The following is a 19,356-nucleotide window of genomic DNA, read 5'->3' on the forward strand; positions in this document are numbered from 1 at the left end:
GCCTGCTCTGGGGGAGGAACGCGTCATGAGGGTCAGTGTTCTGGGGCTCGGCTACGTCGGCTGTGTATCGGCCGCGTGCCTGGCCGGCCGGGGGCATCAGGTCGTCGGGGTGGACGTGAACCAGGCGAAGGTCGACCTGGTCAACGCGGGCAAGGCCCCGGTGGTCGAGGAGCGGATCGGCGAACTCGTCGCCGAGGTCGTGCGGACCGGAGCGTTACGCGCCACCGCTGACGTCCGCGAGGCGGTCCTGGACAGCGAGGTGACGCTCGTCTGCGTGGGTACGCCCTCGGAGCCCAACGGCAGCCTGTGCACCACGTATCTGGAACGGGTCACCGAGCAGATCGGTGCCGCGCTGGCGGAGCGCGACAAAGGCGGCGGGCGGCAGACCGTCGTGTACCGCAGCACCATGCTCCCCGGTACCTGCCTGAACCTGCTGGTCCCGATTCTGGAGAAGTACGTCGGCGGCACCGCCGGGGTGGACTTCGGAGTCGTGGTCAACCCGGAGTTCCTGCGCGAGGGCACGAGTGTGCGGGACTTCTTCGACCCGCCCAAGACCGTCATCGGCGAACTCGACCCGGCCGGCGGCGACGCGGTGGCGGCGCTGTACGACGGCCTGCCCGGCGAGGTCTTCCGAGTACCGGTCCCGACGGCCGAGGCGATCAAATACGCCGACAACGCCTTCCACGGCCTCAAGATCGGCTTCGCGAACGAGCTGGGCGCGGTGTGCCAGGCCCTCGGAGTGGACTCGCACCAGGTGATGGACGTGTTCCTGGCCGACCGCAAGCTGAACATCAGCCCGGCATACCTGCGGCCCGGCTTCGCCTTCGGCGGCTCCTGCCTGCCCAAGGATTTGCGCAGCCTGGTCCACGCGGCCCGGCGGGCCGACGTCTCGGTGCCCATCCTCGCCCACGTGCTGCCCTCCAACTCCGACCATCTGCAGCGTGCGGTGGACATGGTCGAGCGCACCGGCAAGCGGCGCGCCGGACTGCTCGGGCTCTCCTTCAAGCCCGGCACCGACGACCTGCGCGAGAGCCCGCTGGTCGAGCTGGCGGAACGGCTCTACGGCAAGGGGTACGACCTGCGGATCCACGACGCCAACGTGAGCCTCTCCCGGCTGCTGGGCGCCAACCGCGAGTACATCGAGACCCGGCTGCCGCATCTCGCCCAGCTCCTCGCCGACTCCGTCTCCGAGGTGCTCGAACACGCCGAGGTGTGCCTGGTCGGGACCAGGGACCCGGCCGTCCTCTCGGCGCTGCCGTCCGCCGGCGAAGGACCGGAGCTGATCGACCTCGTCCACCTCCCCGACGCCGAGGCGCGCCGGGCCGAACAGGGGTACCTGGGCCTTGCCTGGTGACACGACCGCCGGTGACCGGCCGGGCCGGCGCGCGCTGATCCTCGTGGAGAACCTGTCGGTGCCCTTCGACCGGCGGGTGTGGCAGGAGTGCAGGACGCTGCACGACGCCGGCTGGGAGGTGCACGTCATCTGCCCCCGCGGGGGGAAACGGGACACCGAGCCGGAGGCGGAGATCGACGGGATACGGATCCACCGCTATCCGCTGCGCGCGGCCACCGGAGGGCCGACCGGGTATCTGCGGGAGTACGGAGCGGCGCTGTGGCACACGGTCCGGCTGGCCCGCAGGGTCGGCCCGGTCGACGTGGTCCACGCCTGCAATCCGCCCGACCTGCTGTTCCTCCCGGCACTGTGGCTGAAGCGGCGCGGCGCGCGGTTCGTCTTCGACCAGCACGACCTGGTGCCCGAGCTGTACCTCTCCCGGTTCGGCCGCGGCGAGGACCTGCTCCACCGGGCCGTGTGCGCGCTGGAGCGGATGACCTACCGGGCCGCGGACATCGTGCTCGCCACGAACGAGAGCTACCGGGAGGTCGCGCTGCGCCGCGGGGGCCGGAGCGCGGCGGACGTCTTCGTGGTGCGCAGCGCGCCCGACACCGACCGCTTCCGTGCCGTACCGCCGGAGCCGGAGCTGAAGCGGGGCAAGCCGCACCTGCTGTGCTACCTCGGCGTCATGGGCCCGCAGGACGGCGTCGACTACGCCCTGCGCGCCCTCGCCAAGCTCCGCGACGACCTGGGACGGACCGACTGGCACGCGGTGTTCGTCGGTGCCGGCGACACCTTCGACGCGATGGTGGAGCTCTCCCGGCAGCTCGGGCTCTCCGAGCAGGTGCAGTTCACCGGGCGGATCCCGGACGCCGACCTGGTGCGCTACCTGTCCACCGCCGACGTGTGCCTCTCTCCCGACCCGCACAATCCGCTCAACGACGTGTCGACCATGAACAAGGTCCTGGAGTACATGGTGATGGGCCGGCCGATCGTCTCCTTCGACCTGCGGGAGGCCCGGGTCTCGGCGGGAGAGGCCGCCGTCTACGCGCCCGCCGACGACGAGGCCGCGTTCGCCGGGGCCGTCGCGGAACTGCTGGACGATCCGGAGAAGCGGGCCCGGATGGGCAGGATCGGCCGGGAACGGATCAGCGGGAAACTCTCCTGGCACAACTCCCAGCAGTCGCTGCTCGCCGCCTACGCCGCGGCCTGCCGCGACCACCCGGTCGCGGCAGGCACCCCGGCCCCGGCGGGCAAGAGGCGACGCCGTTGAGCGACGACACGATACGCCTGGTCACGATCGGGCGGCTGCTCCGTCGGCGCTGGCGCCTGCTCGCCGTCCTCGCCCTGGCGGGCGCGCTCGTCGGCTACGGCACCTCGGCGCTGTTCCCGCCGCGCTACACGGCGTCGGCATCGGTACTGCTGCCGGGACAGTGGGAGGAGCGCGAGCTGCTGACCCAGGTGGAGATCGCGACCAGCTCGGCCGTGGTCGACCGCGCGGCCGCCGCACTCGACTGGCGGGGTGTCAGCGGCACCGAGCTGCGGGACCGGGTCCGTGCCGAGGCGGCGGACGGGAACATCATCACCATCTCGGGTTCGGCCGAGACGCCGGAGCGCGCGCAGCAGCTCTCCGACCGGATGGCCCAGCAGTTCGTCACCTTCGCGGCGCGGATCGCGGGCGAGGGCACCGACGCCGACGCGGCAGCGGGGACCGAGGCACTGCGGCAGAAGGTGCGGGAGGCCGACCGCAGGATCACCGAGCTGGCCGAGGCGGCCGATCCGGGGCGGACCGTGGAGAGCGTGCAGGCCCGCACCGAACTGGAGAAGCTGCGCACCGCGCTGCAGGAAGCCATGAAGAAGCTGGACGACGCCGCCCCGGCGAGCAGCAGGACCGGTCTGGTCGTCATGGGGCCGGCGGCCCGGCCCACCGGCGAGGCACCGCCGACGACGCCGCAACGGGTGGGTGCCGGGGCGCTGCTGTCCTTCCTGCTCGGCATCGTCGGACAGCTCGCCGCCGCACGGATGAGCCGCCGGCTGGACACCGAAGGGGAGATCGCCGCGGCACTGGGCTCGGCGCTGCTGGGCACCGTCGAGGTGCCCGGCGAGCAGCTCGCGCACCGCCATGCGGGCCGCGGCCGGGCCCGGATCCGCCGGCTGCTGGGCCTGGAGACCCGATGGCACGGACCCGCGCCGCGGACGTCCGGAGGCGAGGCCGACAGGCGGATCCGCTGCCGGCGGGTGTGCGCCCGCCTCCGGGAGGAGCTGCCGGCTGCCCCGCGGCGGGTGCTGGCCGTCGTACCGGAGGGCGACGTGCTCGGCCGCCGGGCCGCCGAGCAGCTCGCCGCCGAGGCCGGAAGCGATCCGCTGCTGCCGCCGGTGGACGTGTCCGTGTCCCGCCCGCTGGTGCCGGACCACGACACCGAGTCCGGTGCCCTGGTCGTGCTCAGCGCGGGCAACTGGACCGCGGAGGAGCTCGGCGGCATCGCCGGGGCGTGTGCGGACGCGGGGCACCGGATCGTCGGGGCCGTCGTCGCCGAACCGGTCCGGGCCCGGCCGCAGCGGACCGCCGACCGCCCCGCGCAGCACTCGGAGCAGGCGGTTCCGGTCGGCGGCACCGCGAGGGGAGGCCCGGCGTGACGACGAGCCGGACCGCGGACGCGCCGGGCGCCGCTCCGCTGCTGGACCTGCAGTCGCTGGTCGTGGCGGTGCGCCGGCGCCGCCGCCTTTGGTGTTCCATGGCACTGTTGGGACTGCTGATCGGCGCAGCCGTGCCGGTCCTGCTGCCCCCGCCCCCGACCGCGGTGACCACGGTGCTGGTCGCGCACCAGGAGGACCAGCCCAACGACACCGGAACCCTGATCCGTACCGACGTCGAGCTGCTGGGCACCACGCGGATCGCGGGCCGGGCCCTGCGCTCCCTCCACTCCTCCGAGGACCCCGAGGACTTCCTGCGGGACTACCGGGGCACCGGCGTGACCAACAACCTGCTGCGGATCGATGTGACGGGCGGGGACGAAGCCCAAGCGGTGGCCCGGGCCGAGGCGCTGGCCGACGCGTTCGTCGCCGACCATGTGCGGCGGATGCGCGAGACCGCCAAAGCCGAGACCAAGGCCCTGCTCGACCAGCGTGACCGGATGCGGGACGAACTCGCCCAGGTCAACAAGTCGATCGGCGGCCGCTCACCGGAGAGCGGCCCGAGGGCCTCGGCGCGGATCGAGTCGCTCTTCGCCCGCCGCGCCGAACTCAACTCGCGGATCGCCGACTTCGACCAGCGGGCAGCGGAAGCCCGTACCGGCACGCCCCGGATCGTGGCCGGGACGCAGATCGTGGACGCCCCGCGCGCGGTGCGCCACTCGCTGCCCGCCGCCGCTGCCACCGACGCCACGATCGGGCTCGTCCTGGGGCTCGCCCTCGGACTGGCGGTGGCCGCGGTCGGAGCGGTGGTGGCGGACCGCCCCGTCCTGCGCCGGGAGATCGCGGCGAACCTGGGCGCCTCGGTCCTCGCGGAGTTGCCCCTCCGGACGGGCAGGCTGTGGCAGCCGAGGCGGACGCGCGCGGCACATGACCGGCTGACCGCGACCCTGGCCCGCACCGTGCGCGGCTCCGCAGAACCGCTGTCGCTGCTGGAGCTGGGGTGCGCGCGCCGCACGAGCGTGCTCGCCCTGGACCTCGCACGGGCCCTCGCGGCGGACGGCCCGGTGGCGGTCGTCGACGGCCTGCCCGGCCCGCACCTCGCCGACCGCCGCCGGCAGCCGGACGACCCGGTCGTGCCGGCCGGTGGCGAGCGGACCGCGGACGCGGAGCATCCGGAACGCCGGCTCGGCGTCGGCTCCGTCGCGCCCGGTACGGCCTGGACCGATCTGAGGCACCTGGGAGCCCGGACCGTCCTGGTCGTGCGCGCCGGGCACGGCAGCGCCGCCTGGCTGCACACGGTGGCGCGGCAGCTCGCGGAACAGCAGATCCCGGTGCTCGGCGTGGTGCTGATCGGCCCCGATCCGCGGGACCGGACCGACGGCACGCTGTGGGACGGCCCGTACACCGCGGCACGCGTCCGGACCGAACGCCCGCCCCGGCGGAACGGGACGGGCGTCCCGCAGACGGAACGGCTGCCCGTACGGACCGCCCGGGTCCCGGACAGCGACCAGGAGGCGAGATAGGACATGTGCGGCATCGCAGGAACGTACTCATGGCCGGACGGGAAGCGGGTCACCGACCGGCTCACCGACACCCTCGCCCATCGCGGCCCCGACGGGGCGGGGCGCTACAGCCATCCCCTCGGGGACGGGGAAGTGCACCTGGGGCACCGCCGGTTGGCCGTCATCGACCTGTCCGCGACCGGGGCCCAGCCGATGGCCGCGGACGGCCTCGTCCTGACCTACAACGGCGAGCTGTACAACGCGCCCGAACTCCGTGCCGAACTGGCGGCCCACGGGGTGCGCTTCCGCGGCACGTCCGACACCGAGGTGCTGCTGGAGGCCTGGCGGCGCTGGGGCACGGACTGCCTGCCCCGGCTGCGCGGCATGTTCGCCTTCGGCGTCTTCGACGAGCGCACCGGAGATCTGGTGCTCGCCCGCGACCAGCTCGGCATCAAGCCGCTGTTCCTGCTCCGGCGGGGCACGGGACTGGTGTTCGCCTCCGAGCTCAAGGCCCTGGCCGCCGCAACCGGCGGGTCGATGCAGGTGGACCCCGCGGCGATGGTGGCCTCACTGCTGTACTACTGGGTGCCGGACTCGCGGTGTGCGCTCCGCGGGGCGGAGAAGCTGCCGCCGGGCAGCTGGCTGAGGTGCCGGCCCGACGGGCGGGTGGAGCGCGGCCGGTACTGGGACCTGCGTCAGGTCGCAGCCGAGGGCCGGGAGCGCGCCCGGGCCGGGGAGCGGCCGGATCTCGCCGCCGTAGTCGAGGAGTCGACCCGGCGCCACCTGCTGTCCGACGTACCCGTGGCGACCTTCCTCTCCGGCGGGCTGGACTCCAGTTACTTGACCGCGCTGGCGGCCCGCGACCGGCCCGGGATCTCCGCCTACACGATCGGGTTCCGCGCCGAGGACGCCAGGTTCGAGGCGATGCCGGACGACCTGCGCCACGCCCGGCGGGTCGCCGAGCGGTTCGGCGTCGACCTGCGGGAGATCGAGATCGCTCCGGACGTGCTCGATCTGCTGCCGCGGATGACGTACCACCTGGACGAGCCGATCGGCGACCCCGCCGCGATCAACACCTTCCTGATCTGTTCGGCCGCCCGGGAGGCCGGGGTGAAGGTGCTGCTCTCGGGGATGGGCGCGGACGAACTGTTCGCCGGATACCGCAAACACCTGGCCAACCTGCTCGCGGTGCGCTACCGGCGCGTTCCCCGGCCGCTGCGGCGCGGCCTGTCCAGGGCCGTGGACCGGCTGCCGGTCGCCTCGGCCCGCCGGGGGTACCGGTCGGTGCGCTTCGCCAAGCGGTTCCTCTCCTTCGCCGACCTGCCGGAGGAGACCGCCTTCCGGCGCAGCTACACCATGTACGACCGGGACGAACTGCTCGCCCTGGTCGATCCGGACCTGGCCGGGACGGTCGAGGACGTGCTGACCGAGCATGCGGACGTCTACCGGGACAACGAGCTCGACGACTTCGTCAACCGCATGTGCCTGGCCGATGCCCGGATGTTCCTGCCGGGCCTGAACCTCACCTATACCGACCGGTCGAGCATGGCCGCCTCGACCGAGGTGCGGGTGCCGTACGTGGATGTCGAGGTGGTCAGGGCGGCGTTCGCCGTGCCGGGGGAGCGCAAGATCGCCGGACGGCAGGGCAAGGCCGTCCTCAAGAAGGCGGCCGCCTCGATCCTGCCCGAGGAGATCGTCTACCGGCCCAAGGGCCTCTTCAGCGCTCCGCTGCGAGCCTGGATGAGCCGTGACCTGGCGCCGCTGGTCCGCGAGGTGCTGCACGACGGCGTCCTCGTCGAATCCGGGTTCCTGCGCCGCGAGGCGCTGGAGCGTCTCGTCGCCGAGGACGCCGCCGGGCAGCGGGACCACGCCAAGCATCTGTGGCACGTGCTGACCCTCGAGTACTGGTACCGCGGCGCGACCTCGGGGGTCGGCCACAACTCTCAGCTGACGGCGTAGAGACAAGAGGACTTCGTGAAACAGGTCGTGCAGAACTACAAGAGCGGCGAGCTGACGGTGCTCGACGTGCCGGTACCGGGGTGCAAGCCGGGAGGTGTACTGGTCCGCAGCGCCTACTCGCTGATATCCACCGGGACCGAGCTGATGAAGGTCTCCGAGGCCGGGATGTCGATGCTGGGCAAGGCCCGCTCCCGCCCGGACCAGGTGGCCAAGGTCATGCAGAGCGTGGCCACCAACGGAGTGCCCGCCACCTACCGCAAGGTGATGGGCAAGCTGGACTCCTGGACGCCGCTGGGCTACTCGCTGTGCGGGGTGGTCGAGCAGGTCGGCACGGGGATCGACGACGTCGCGGTGGGCGACCTCGTGGCCTGCGCCGGCAATGAGCACGCGCTGCACGCCGAGCTGAACTGGGTGCCGAAGAACCTCTACGCCCGGGTGCCGGACGGCCTCGCGCCGCGGCACGCGGCCTTCGGGACGGTCGGGTCGATCGCGCTGCAGGGCGTCCGCCGCGGCGAACCGCAACTGGGCGACGTGGCGCTGGTCGTCGGCCTCGGGCTGATCGGCCAGCTGGTGGTGCAGTTGCTCGCCGCCTCGGGAGCCCGCGTCGTCGGAGTGGACCCGGACCCGGCGCGCTGCGAACTCGGCGCCCGGCTGGGCGCGGTGGCCTGCGGTGATCCCGCGTCTGCCGCCGTGGAGGCGGCCGTCGCCGAACTCAGCGGCGGGCGCGGCGTGGACCAGGTGTATCTGGCCGCCGGCGGCGGCAGCAACGAGCCCGTCGAGTTGGCCGCCCGGCTGAGCCGGGACCGCGGCCGGGTCGTCGACATCGGCAAGTGCCGCCTGGATCTGCCGTGGAACGCGTACTACGAGAAGGAACTCGACGTCCGGTTCTCCCGCAGCTACGGCCCCGGGCGCTACGACCCGGAGTACGAGCTCGCCGGGCGGGACTATCCGATCGGCTACGTGCGCTGGACCGAACGCCGCAACCTGGCGTGCTTCCTCGACCTCCTCGCCCGCGGCTCCGTCGACGCGGAGCCCCTCGTCTCCCATGTCGCCGACTTCGACGACGCCGTCGAGACCTACCGGCGCCTGGAGGACGGCGACCTGAAGGCGGTGGCCGTGCTGTTCCGGTACCCGGGCCCCGCTGAACATCCGGCGGACGCGGCGGCGCCCGAGGTGGCCGTACCGGCGGTGCGGCGCCGTACCGCAGCGGCGTCCGTCCCCGCCCGGGCCGCCGCCGCACCGGTGCGGCTGGCGTTCGTCGGCGCGGGCAACTACGCGTCGTCGATGCTGCTGCCGCACCTGGCCCAGCAGGACGGTGTCGCGCTGTCGACGGTCGTGACCACGACGGCGCTCTCCGCCGCCAACGCGAAGCGGAAGTTCGGCTTCGCCGAGGCCACCACCGATCTGGACGCCGTGCTCGGCGACCCGGCCGTCGACGCGGTGTTCGTGGTCACCCGGCACAGTTCACACGCCGAACTGACCCGCAAGGCGCTGCTGGCCGGGAAGGCGGTCTTCGTGGAGAAGCCGCTGGCCCTCACCGAGGACGAGCTGGCCGGTGTGCTCGCGGCGGTGGAGGAGTCCGGAAACGACCGGCTGCAGGTGGGCTTCAACCGCCGGTTCGCGCCGCTGCTGCGTGAGGCCAGGAAGCGGTTCGGCACCCGGACCGGTCCGGCGAGCGTCCGCTACCTCGTCAACGCCGGCCGGCTGGAGCACGGCAGCTGGTACCTCCGGCAGGGGACGGAGGGCTCGCGGTTCGCCGGGGAGGGCGGGCACTTCATCGACACGGTGAGCTGGCTGCTGGGAGGCGACCCGGTCGCGGTGTACGCGGTCGCCACACCCGACAACGAGGACCTCCAGGTCGTGCTGCGCTACCCGGACGGGTCGACCGCCACCCTCGGCTACGTCACCTCCGGTTCGCCCGGCTTCCCCAAGGAGACGCTGGACCTCGTCGCGGACGGCAAGGTGCTGCACCTCGACGACTTCGTGCGGGCCTCGGTACACGGCCCCAAGCGGTGGGCCTCCCCGCGACTGTCCAGGACCCGGGACAAGGGGCAGCGCGCCGAACTGGCCGCGTTCCTCAGGGCGGTGCGCACCGGCGGGCCGATGCCCGTTCCGCTGGAGTCGCTGGCCGCCACCACAGCGGCCACCCTCGCGGTGCGCACCGCGCTGGTCGGCGGCGCACCGGTGACCCTGGCGGGGCCGCGATGACGATGAGCGCGGGCTGGTACCTGCGGCGGCTCTCCCGCATGGGACCTCGGGAGGCCGCCGGCCGCGCGGGCGACGCGGTGCGCAGGCGGCGCTGGCGGTCCGCCCGACCGGACTGCCCGCAGGTGACCGGCGCCCGGTTCACCTCCGTACTGCCGGCCGAAGCACTCGCCGCGGTGCCACCGGACGCCGCGAAACGGCTCGTCGCCGAGGCGGACCGGCTGCTGGAGGGGCGCGCCGTGTACTTCGGCGTGGAGCGCACGGATCTGGCCGACCCGGACTGGTGGTACGACCCGAAGACCGGGCGCCGGGCCCCGGGCGGCTACGCCTTCGGCGTGCCCTACCGGGACGAGGACACGGTCGGGGACATCAAGCAGATCTGGGAACTGTCCCGGCACCAGTACCTCACCAAGCTCGCCGCCGCCTACGCGCTCACCGGCGACGAGCGGTACGCAGAGCGGACGGCCGGGCATCTGCGGTCGTGGTGGAGGGCCAACCCCCCGCTGTGCGGCGTGCACTGGGTCAGCGGCATCGAGCTGGGCATCCGGCTGCTCGCCTGGGTGTGGATCCGCCGGCTGCTGGAGGGCTGGCCGGGCGCGGCGGGGCTGTTCGAGGACAACCCGGTGGCGCTGGCCCAGATATGGCACCACCAGCGCTGGCTGGCCGCCTTCCCCAGCCGGGGGTCGTCGGCGAACAACCACGTCATCGCCGAGGCCGCCGGGCAGTCCGCGGCGGCCTGCGCGTTCGGGTGGTTCCCCTCTTCCGCGCGGTGGCGGGCGGAGGCGCTGCGGTCCCTGGAGCGGCAGTTGCGCAGCAACACCTTCGCCTCCGGCCTGAACCGCGAGTCGGCCACCGAGTACCACGGACTCGTCCTGGAGCTCGGCCTGGCCGCGGTGGCCGAGGCGGATGCCGCCGGTGTCCCCGTCCCCGCGTCGATCCGGCGGGTGCTGCTGCGGATGACCGACGCGCTCGCGGCCGTGCTGGACAGCCGCCTGCGGCCGCCGCGCCAGGGGGACGCGGACGACGGGCACGGGCTGGTCCTGGACGGTGCGGGCACCGACCGCTGGGCCTCGCTGCTGGCCACCGGGGACGCCGTGTTCGGCGGGCTCGCCTGGTGGCCGACGGTGACCGGGACCGATGTGCGCACTCCGCTGCTGGCCGCGCTCCTTCGCCCGACCGCACCGGCGGTGTCCCGGCCTGCCGTCCGTCCGGCCCACTTCGCCGACGCGGGCATGACCATCCTGCGCGGCCCGGGGGAGATCTGGTGCCGCTGCGACGGTGGTCCGCACGGCTTCCTGTCCATCGCCGCGCACGCCCACGCGGACGCGCTGTCCGTGGAGGTGCGGCACGACGGGGTGGACGTGCTCGCCGACCCGGGAACGTACTGCTACCACGGGCAGCCCGGGTGGCGGCAGTACTTCCGCTCCACTCTGGGCCACAACACCCTGCAACTGGACGGCGCCGACCAGTCCGCCTCCGGCGGCCCGTTCCTGTGGACCCGGCACGCCCGCAGTCGCGTCCTGGTCGCGGACCCGTCCGCGGAGGGCGCGGGCCGCTGGTGCGCCGAGCACGACGGCTACCGGCACTCCGTGCACCGCCGCAGGGTGGAGCTGAGCGCCGCGGACCGGGAGTTGCGGGTGGTCGACGAGGTGCGCGGACCACGCCGGGCCGCGCGCCTGGCGTTCCACCTCGGCCCGGCCGTCACCGCGGATCTCGTCGAGAACCGGGCCGTGCTCAGCTGGACCCGGGAGGGCGAGGACTGCTCCGCCGTGCTCGAGCTGCCCGAGCGGCTGACCTGGCGGGCCCATCGCGGCGAGACCGACCCGCCACTGGGCTGGTACTCCGCCGGGTTCGGACGCAAGGAACCCGCCACGACGCTGGTCGGCAGCGGGTTCACCGACAGCGCCGAGGGCTTCGTCACCGTACTCAGGTTCCGCGGTTAGGGGGACGCGTGGGGATCGAACGGCGGCACCGGGCGTTACCGGTGGCGGCACCGGTACTGGCCCTGGTGGCGGCGACCGGCTGTGTGGGCACACCCGGCGCCCCGGCGGAGCCCAGCGCCGCGCCGCCCCCGTCCGCGGCCAGGCCCGCCGCCCGGGTGTGCGCCGAGCCCGCGGCCGGCCCGGCGAAGCCGCCCGCCGGCGCGGTTCCGGTCGACCCCGCGGTGGTCGGCGACCTGGCCGCCAAGACCCGGAGCAGCCCCCCGAACACCGTCTTCTGGCTCCGGCCGGGCGAGCACAGGCTCGAGCGGGGCCGCCACGCCCAGGTCGTCCCCAAGAAGGGGAACAGCTACCTCGGCGCGCCGGGCGCGGTGCTCGACGGCCGCAAGACCAACCAGTACGCGTTCGGCGGCAGCGCCCGCGACGTCGCCATCCGGCACCTGACCGTGCAGGGCTTCGTCGCGCCGCACGACGAGGGCGTGGTCAACCACGACTCGGCCGACGGATGGGTGATCGAGCACGCCAGAATCCAGTACAACTCCGGCGCCGGACTGATGGCCGGCGCCCGCCAGCGGGTCCGCGCCAGTTGCCTGCGGGGCAACGGGCAGTACGGGATGAACGCCTACAAGGCGTCCGGCGGTATCAGCGGCCTGGTGGTCGAGGACAACGAGATCGCGGACAACAACCGGGACGACTGGGAGCGGCGGCGGCCCGGCTGCGGCTGCACCGGCGGCGTCAAGTTCTGGGCCGTCGACGGCGCCGACATCCGCGGCAACTGGGTGCACGACAACCGCGGAGCCGGACTGTGGGCGGACACCAACAACAACGACTTCCGCATCGAGGACAACGTCCTGGAGGCCAACGACGGTGCGGCGCTGATCTACGAGACCAGCTACAACGCGGTCGTCCGCAAGAACACGATCCGGCGGAACAACTGGGTCGAGGGCCGCAGATACGCCGACCGCGGCGACAGCTTCCCGTTCGCGACCGTCTACCTGTCCGAAGCCGGCGGCGAACCGCGGATCCCGGCCCGCACGGACAGGATAGAGATCTACCGCAACGTGCTGGAGAACAACTGGTCCGGGATCACCCTGTGGGAGAACGCCGACCGGTTCTGCAACAGCCCGGCCAACACCTCCACCGGTTCCTGCACCCTGCTGGTGAAGGACACCGACCGCTGCACGCGCCCGGAGATCGCCGAGCCACCGCTCTACAGTGACTGCCGGTGGAAGACCCAGCGCGTGGACATCCACGACAACCGCTTCGTGCTGGACACCTCCGTCGTGGAGTGCACGGTCAAGTGCGACCGCATGGCGCTGCTGGCCAACTACGGCACCTACCCGGACTGGTCGCCCTACCAGGGCGACCGGGTGGCCGAGGCGATCACCCGCAAGCAGCACAACCGCTGGCACGACAACGTCTACCTGGGACCGTGGAGCTTCGTCGCCCACGACCCGAGCCGGGTCCTCGACCCCGGCCAGTGGCAGGCCGCGCCCTACCGGCAGGACGCGGGCAGCACCTTCCGGCCCCTGGGCGGTGGGTGAGATGGAACAGCGCACACCGAGGACCGTCGGAGTCGTCTGGGGACTGCTGATCCTCAACACGCTCGGCTCCGCCGGGGCGAAGACCATCATCCCGCTGCCCCGCTCTCTCATCCAACTGGTCACCATGGGCGCGCTGGTGGCCGCGTTCGCACTGGCACTCGTGCTCAACCCCCGGCTGCGCATCCGGCCCGGCGGCTATCTGCTCCTGCTCACCCTGCTGCTGGTGCCGAGCCTGATCTCCAGCGCGCATCCGGAATCCGGACTCGGCGCGCTGTTCCGCTGTACCCGGCTGGCCCTCTTCGTCAGCACCCTGTGGTTGCTCAGCCGCTGGTGGGACGGCAGTTCGACGTTCGTCAGACACCACATCCGGATGTATCTGGCGGTGCTCGGGTCGGTGGCCGCGGGTGCGCTCCTCTCGCCGGGCGCCGCCCTGCCCGACCTCTACGGCGGCCGGCTGGTCGGCGCACTGTGGCCGCTCACCCCGCCGCAGATCGGGCAGTACGCCGCCGTGATCATCGGGCTCACCGTGCTGCTCCTGCTGGGCCACCGGACCGACAGGGGCAGCGCGGCGGCCGTCATCGTGCCGTCAGCCGTACTCCTCGCGCTGACCCACACCCGGACCGCCACCCTCGGCCTGTTCACCGGGCTGGCGCTGGCGATCGGCTCGCTCGTCCTGACCAGCGCCGCAGCGCGCAGGTTCTTCGTGTGGACCGTGCTGTGCGCCGTGGTGGCCGCGGTGGGGTTCGGCCCCGCGCTGCGGGCATGGTTCCTGCGCGGGCAGAGCCAGGAGAACTTCACCAGTCTCACCGGCCGGGCCAAGGTCTGGGACGCCCTGCTGGCGGCCCCCCGCACGGCCGTCGAGCAACTGTTCGGCGCGGGCCTGGGTGACAAGTCGTTCGGCGGCCTGCCGATCGACAACAGCTGGCTGGCCGTCTACCAGGAGCAGGGCCTGACCGGGATCGCCCTCGTGGCGGCGCTCTTCGTGGTGCTGGGCGGCGGCGCGCTGCTGCGGCCCCCGTCGCTGTCCCGGGCCTGCGCGATCTTTCTGATCAGCTACTGCGCCATCGCCTCCTACACCGAGGCCGGACTGGGCGACGCCTCGCCCTATCTGCTGCATCTGGCCGTCGCCGCCTCGCTGCTGGCCGCACCCGCCGAGGCCCCGCCCCTCCCGCCGCCCGGCGACTCCGGACACCGCGGCGGGCCGCACGCCCTGAATCCCAGCCGGGAGGTGACCTGAGCATGCACGTCCTCGTGGTGCACAACCGCTACGCCTCGGCGCAGCCGAGCGGGGAGAACAAAGTCGTCGACCAGGAGGTCGGGCTGCTGCGCGCGGCCGGACACCGGGTCGAGGTCTTCGAGCGGCGCAGCGACGACATAGCCGCCCGCTCCCTGCCGGGCAAGGCCGCGGTGCCGCTGCTGGTCCCGTGGAACCCGCGGGTCCGCGCCGAGCTCACCGCCCGGCTCCGCGCCGAGCGGCCGGACGTGGTGCACGTCCACAACGTCTTCCCGCTGCTGTCGCCCGCGGTGCTGGCCGCCTGCGCCGACGCCGGTGTGCCCGCCGTCGCCACCCTGCACAACTACACCCAGGTCTGCCCGCCCGGCACCCTGCAGCGCGAGGGCCGGCCGTGCGCGGAGTGCGTGGGCTCGGCGCCGCTGCCCGCCGTCCGGCACGGCTGCTACCGCGGTTCCCGGCTGGCGACGGTGCCGCTCGCGATCAGTCTGTCGGTCAACCGGCGCCGCTGGTGGTCCGGCGTCGAACGGTTCCTGTGCATCTCCGCGGCGCAGCGCGACGTCCTGGTGCGGGCCGGCATGCCCCCCGAACGACTGGCGGTGAAGCACAACTTCGTGCCCGACCCGGGCGGCTTCCGAGTGGGCCCCGGCGAGCATCTGCTGTATCTCGGCCGGCTCGCGGAGGCCAAGGGAGTCCGGCTGCTCATGGCCGCGTGGGACGGGATCGCCGCGGCGGGCGGTGTGGGCGTGCCTCTGGTGATCGCCGGAACGGGGCCGCTGGAGGGCGAGGTGAGCGCCTGGGCGGCGGGCCGGGACGACGTGCGGTACGTGGGCCTGTACGACCCGGAGCAGTGCCGGCAGGCGGTCGCGCGGTCGGTCGCGGTGGTGGCCCCCTCGACCTGGCTGGAGGCGTTCGGCCTGGTGGTCGTGGAGGCCATGGCGGCGGGGGTACCGGCGGTCGCCGCCGGGCACGGCGCCTTCGTCGAGCTCGTCGAGGACGGAGTGAGCGGGCTGCTGCACCGGCCAGGAGACGCGGACTCGCTCGCCTCCTGCATCCGCCGGATCGCGTCCGGGCCGGACCGCAACCGGGAGCTGGGCCGAGCGGCCCGGCACCGATACGAGCAGGACTTCAGCCCGGCTGTCGGGCTGGAGCGCCTGGTGGAGGAGTACCGCACCGCGATCGCGGGTCGGTCAGCACCGGATCGCGCCGGGGACGGCCCGGCGCGCAGGGGGGATGGGGACAGCAGATGCAGATGACACGATGCCGGCTCTGCGGCTCGGAAGCGATGGCGAGCGTGGTCGACCTCGGTGCGACGCCACCGTGCGAGAGCTTCCTGGCCGCGGACCAACTCGACCAGCCGGAACCCACGTACCCGCTGCACCTGCGCGTGTGCACCGAGTGCCGGCTCGCGCAGATCCCTCCGCTGATCACCCCGGAGGACACCTTCACCCAGTACGCGTACTTCTCCTCCTTCTCCACGTCCTGGGTGGAGCACGCGCGCACGTTCGTCGCCGACGCCGTGCACGAGCTCGCCCTCGACTCCGCGGAGAGAGACGCCTTCGTGGTCGAGGTCGCGAGCAACGACGGGTACCTGCTGCGGCACCTGGTGGACCGGGGGATCCGCTGCCTGGGCATCGAGCCGTCGGTGAACGTCGGCGTCGCGGCGCGGGACGCGGGCGTCCCGACGCTCACGGAGTTCCTGGACCCGGCCACCGGTTCGGCCGTCCGCGCCGAGCACGGGGCGGCGGACCTGGTCGTGGCGAACAACGTGTACGCACACATCCCCGACGTGGTCGGGTTCACCCGGGGGCTGCGCGCTCTGGTCGCGGACGACGGCTGGGTCTCGATCGAGGTGCAGCACCTTCTGACCCTGATCGAGCAGAACCAGTACGACACGATCTACCACGAGCACTTCCAGTACTACACGGTCGCTTCCGCCGCCCGGGCGCTGGCCACCGGCGGACTGGCGCTCGTGGACGTCGAACTGCTGCCCACACACGGTGGCTCCATCCGGCTGTGGGCCCGGCCCACCGGCGCTGCCGGGGATCCGACCCCGCGGGTGGCCCAGGTGCTGGACCGGGAGAAGGCCGCCGGGCTGCACGAGCTGACCGGCTACACCGAGTTCTCCGCACGGGTGGCGAAGGTGCGCCGGGACCTCCTGCGGTTCCTGGTCGAGGCAGCCGAGCGCGGTGAGACGGTCGTCGGCTACGGCGCTCCCGGCAAGGGCAACACCCTGCTCAACCACTGCGGTATCCGGCCCGACCTGCTCCCGTACACGGTCGACCGCAACCCCTACAAGCACGGCAGGTTCACCCCGGGCACCCGGATCCCGATCCTGCCACCCGAGCAGATCAGCACCGACCGGCCGGACTACGTGCTGGTCCTCCCCTGGAACCTGCGCACCGAACTGGTCGAGCAGCTGTCCTACGTGCACGCCTGGGGCGGCCGACTGGTCTTTCCCATCCCGGAACTGAGCATCGTCGAGGTCACATCATGAAGGTCGTACTGTTCTGCGGCGGCTACGGACTGCGGATGCGCAGCGGAGCCTCCGACGACATCCCCAAACCTATGGCGATGGTCGGCCCGCGGCCGCTGATCTGGCACGTCATGCGCTACTACGCGCACTACGGGCACACCGAGTTCATCCTGTGCCTCGGATACGGGGCGCACCACATCAAGAACTTCTTCCTCACCTACGAGGAGACCACCTCCAACGACTTCGTGCTGCGCAACGGGCGGACCGAGCTGCTGTCCACCGACATCGCCGACTGGACGATCACGTTCGCGCAGACCGGCATCGAATCACCGATCGGGGAGCGGCTGCGGCGGGTGCGCGAGCACCTGGACGGCGACGAGATGTTCCTGGCCAACTACGCCGACGTGCTCACCGATGCTCCGCTGCCGCAGATGATCGAGCAGTTCACGCGGCGCGACGCCGGTGCGTCGATGATGGTGGTGCCGCCGCAGTCCTCGTTCCACTGCGTGGACCTGGGCGAGGACGGGCTGGTCGGAGGCATCACCGCGGTGAGCGAACTGCCGCTGTGGGAGAACGGCGGCTACTTCGTGCTCCGCCAGGAGGTCTTCGACCACATACCCGAGAACGGCGACCTGGTCGCCGACGGATGTGCCGGACTGGCCAAGCGCGGCCGACTGGTGGCGCACCGGCACCGCGGGTTCTGGAAGCCGACCGACACCGTCAAGGAGCGGGCCGCGCTCGACGCCGCCCACGCCCGGGGCGACCGACCGTGGGCCGTGTGGGAACGGGACGGTGCCGGAGCGGTCGGGGACACCCCCGGCAGCAGGCACGGCGTCGGAGTCGGCGCGTGATCCGGCTCGGCGCCGGACGCCTGGAGCGGATCGTCGCAGTGGGCGCGCACTGCGACGACATCGCCATCGGAGCGGGCGGCACGCTGCTGGCGATGTGCCGGGCGCGGCCGGGTATCCGCGTCGACGCGCTGGTGCTCTGCGGCGGGGGCGGCGAGCGGGAGCAGGAGGAGCGGGCCGCGCTCGCGGCCTTCTGCCCGGGCGCCGAACTGCGGCTGACCGTGCTCAAGCTGCCGGACGGCCGGCTGCCGTCGCGGTGGGAGGAGGCCAAGGCCGCGGTCGAGGAACTGCGCGCGGAGACCGACCCGGACCTCGTGCTGGCACCGCGCACCGACGACGCGCACCAGGATCACCGCTGCCTGGCGAAGCTGATGACCACCGCGTTCCGCGACCATCTCGTGCTCGGCTACGAGATCGTCAAGTGGGACGGCGACCTCGGCCGTCCGGCGGCCTATCAACCGCTGTCGCCGGAACACGCCGAACACAAGGTGCGGCTGCTGCAGGAGCACTACCCCTCGCAGCGGCACCGGCCCTGGTACGACCGCGAAGCCTTCCTGGGCCTCGCGCGGATCCGCGGTATCGAATGCCACGCGCGTTACGCCGAAGCGTTCGCCGTCACCAAACTCACTCTCGACCTGGGGGACTGAACCATGCGCGTGCTGCTGACCGGACACCAGGGCTACCTCGGCACCGTGATGGCCCCGGTCCTCGCCGACGCCGGGCACGAAGTCGTCGGCCTCGACGCCGCCCTGTTCGCCGACTGTGTGCTGGGGCCTGCCCCCGCCGACCCGCCGGGAGCAGGGGGAGAGGTCGACCTGCGCGACATCACGGCCGAACACGTGGCCGGAGCCGATGCGGTGATCCACCTGGCCGCGCTGTCCAACGACCCGCTGGGCGCGCTGGCTCCGGAGCTGACCTACGACATCAACCACCGCGCTTCGGTGCGGCTGGCCCGGCTGGCCCGCGAGGCCGGGGTGCGGCGCTTCCTGTACGCCTCGACCTGTTCGGTCTACGGCGCCGCCGGCGGTGACGAACTGGTGGCCGAGGACGCCCCGCTGCGCCCGGTGACCCCCTACGCCGAGTCCAAGGTACGGGTGGAGGATGACCTGCACGCCTTGGCCGACGACGACTTCAGCCCGGTGTACATGCGCAACGCCACCGCCTTCGGCTACTCGCCCCGGCTGCGCGCCGACATCGTCCTGAACAACCTGGTGGGCCACGCGCTGCTGTCCGGCGAGGTGCTGGTGCTCTCCGACGGCACGCCCTGGCGCCCGCTCGTGCACGCCGCCGACATCGCACGGGCCTTCGCGGCCGCGCTGACCGCGCCGCGGGAGGCGGTGCACGACCGGGCCTTCAACATCGGCAGCGAGACCAACAACGTCACGGTCGCCGAGATCGCCGAGGAGGTCGCCGCCGCGGTGCCCGGCTCGCGCGTGGTCATCACCGGGGAGACCGGTGCCGACCCGCGGTCCTACCGGGTGGACTTCTCCCGGTTCCGTGGCGCGGTGCCCGGCTTCGAGTGCGCGTGGACGGTGAAGCAGGGCGCCCTCGAACTCGCCGACGCCTACCGGGAGCACGGGCTGACCCGGGAGGACTTCGAACACCGCTTCACCCGGCTGGCCGTGCTGCGTGCCGCGTCCGAGGCCGGAGCCGTCGACGAAACCCTGCGGAGGCGCCGGTGACC

14 protein-coding genes are annotated in these 19,356 nt (G+C 72.9%); all 14 read left to right on the plus strand.

Annotated elements, in window-relative coordinates:
• The first annotated feature begins 25 nt into the window (after positions 1–25).
• From ACFYNS_RS12740 to ACFYNS_RS12805, 14 genes are read left to right on the plus strand one after another with little or no spacing between them, the layout of a single operon-like run.
• On the plus strand, positions 26–1,354 hold the full coding sequence (locus ACFYNS_RS12740) for a nucleotide sugar dehydrogenase (RefSeq protein ID WP_360289375.1): 1,329 nt from the start codon (positions 26–28) through the stop codon (positions 1,352–1,354).
• Entirely contained in the window at positions 1,344–2,606 is a 1,263-nt protein-coding gene (locus ACFYNS_RS12745) for a glycosyltransferase family 4 protein (RefSeq protein WP_360289373.1), read from the plus strand. The genes ACFYNS_RS12740 and ACFYNS_RS12745 overlap by 11 nt, the downstream gene beginning before the upstream one ends.
• Entirely contained in the window at positions 2,603–3,970 is a 1,368-nt protein-coding gene (locus ACFYNS_RS12750; protein ID WP_360289371.1) for a Wzz/FepE/Etk N-terminal domain-containing protein, read from the plus strand. Before ACFYNS_RS12745 ends, ACFYNS_RS12750 begins: the two co-directional genes overlap by 4 nt.
• Positions 3,967–5,490: a Wzz/FepE/Etk N-terminal domain-containing protein gene (locus ACFYNS_RS12755; RefSeq protein WP_388602518.1), complete on the plus strand. Its 1,524-nt coding sequence runs from the start codon at positions 3,967–3,969 to the stop codon at positions 5,488–5,490. Before ACFYNS_RS12750 ends, ACFYNS_RS12755 begins: the two co-directional genes overlap by 4 nt.
• A gap of 3 nt (positions 5,491–5,493) precedes the next feature.
• Positions 5,494–7,428: an asparagine synthase (glutamine-hydrolyzing) gene (asnB, locus tag ACFYNS_RS12760; protein WP_388602520.1), complete on the plus strand. Its 1,935-nt coding sequence runs from the start codon at positions 5,494–5,496 to the stop codon at positions 7,426–7,428.
• Positions 7,429–7,443: 15 nt separating this feature from the next.
• Positions 7,444–9,636: a bi-domain-containing oxidoreductase gene (locus tag ACFYNS_RS12765; protein WP_388602523.1), complete on the plus strand. Its 2,193-nt coding sequence runs from the start codon at positions 7,444–7,446 to the stop codon at positions 9,634–9,636.
• Entirely contained in the window at positions 9,633–11,576 is a 1,944-nt protein-coding gene (locus ACFYNS_RS12770; RefSeq protein ID WP_388602525.1) for an alginate lyase family protein, read from the plus strand. The genes ACFYNS_RS12765 and ACFYNS_RS12770 overlap by 4 nt, the downstream gene beginning before the upstream one ends.
• Positions 11,577–11,584: 8 nt before the next feature.
• Positions 11,585–13,117, plus strand: a complete 1,533-nt coding sequence (locus tag ACFYNS_RS12775) for a right-handed parallel beta-helix repeat-containing protein (protein WP_388602528.1) — start codon at positions 11,585–11,587, stop codon at positions 13,115–13,117.
• A gap of 1 nt (position 13,118) precedes the next feature.
• On the plus strand, positions 13,119–14,354 hold the full coding sequence (locus ACFYNS_RS12780; protein WP_360301692.1) for an O-antigen ligase domain-containing protein: 1,236 nt from the start codon (positions 13,119–13,121) through the stop codon (positions 14,352–14,354).
• 2 nt (positions 14,355–14,356) lie between these two features.
• Entirely contained in the window at positions 14,357–15,604 is a 1,248-nt protein-coding gene (locus ACFYNS_RS12785; RefSeq protein WP_388602531.1) for a glycosyltransferase, read from the plus strand.
• The gene (locus ACFYNS_RS12790; protein ID WP_360301710.1) at positions 15,601–16,845 is read left to right on the plus strand and encodes a class I SAM-dependent methyltransferase; all 1,245 of its coding nucleotides are present in this window, start codon (positions 15,601–15,603) and stop codon (positions 16,843–16,845) included. The genes ACFYNS_RS12785 and ACFYNS_RS12790 overlap by 4 nt, the downstream gene beginning before the upstream one ends.
• Positions 16,842–17,675, plus strand: a complete 834-nt coding sequence (locus tag ACFYNS_RS12795) for a glucose-1-phosphate cytidylyltransferase (protein WP_360301698.1) — start codon at positions 16,842–16,844, stop codon at positions 17,673–17,675. Before ACFYNS_RS12790 ends, ACFYNS_RS12795 begins: the two co-directional genes overlap by 4 nt.
• On the plus strand, positions 17,672–18,319 hold the full coding sequence (locus tag ACFYNS_RS12800; RefSeq protein ID WP_388602534.1) for a PIG-L deacetylase family protein: 648 nt from the start codon (positions 17,672–17,674) through the stop codon (positions 18,317–18,319). The genes ACFYNS_RS12795 and ACFYNS_RS12800 overlap by 4 nt, the downstream gene beginning before the upstream one ends.
• A gap of 3 nt (positions 18,320–18,322) precedes the next feature.
• On the plus strand, positions 18,323–19,354 hold the full coding sequence (locus ACFYNS_RS12805; protein ID WP_360301703.1) for an SDR family oxidoreductase: 1,032 nt from the start codon (positions 18,323–18,325) through the stop codon (positions 19,352–19,354).
• Positions 19,355–19,356 lie beyond the last annotated feature (2 nt).

The sequence above is a fragment of the Streptomyces sp. NPDC006925 genome, assembly GCF_042869575.1.
Lineage (GTDB): Bacteria > Actinomycetota > Actinomycetes > Streptomycetales > Streptomycetaceae > Streptomyces.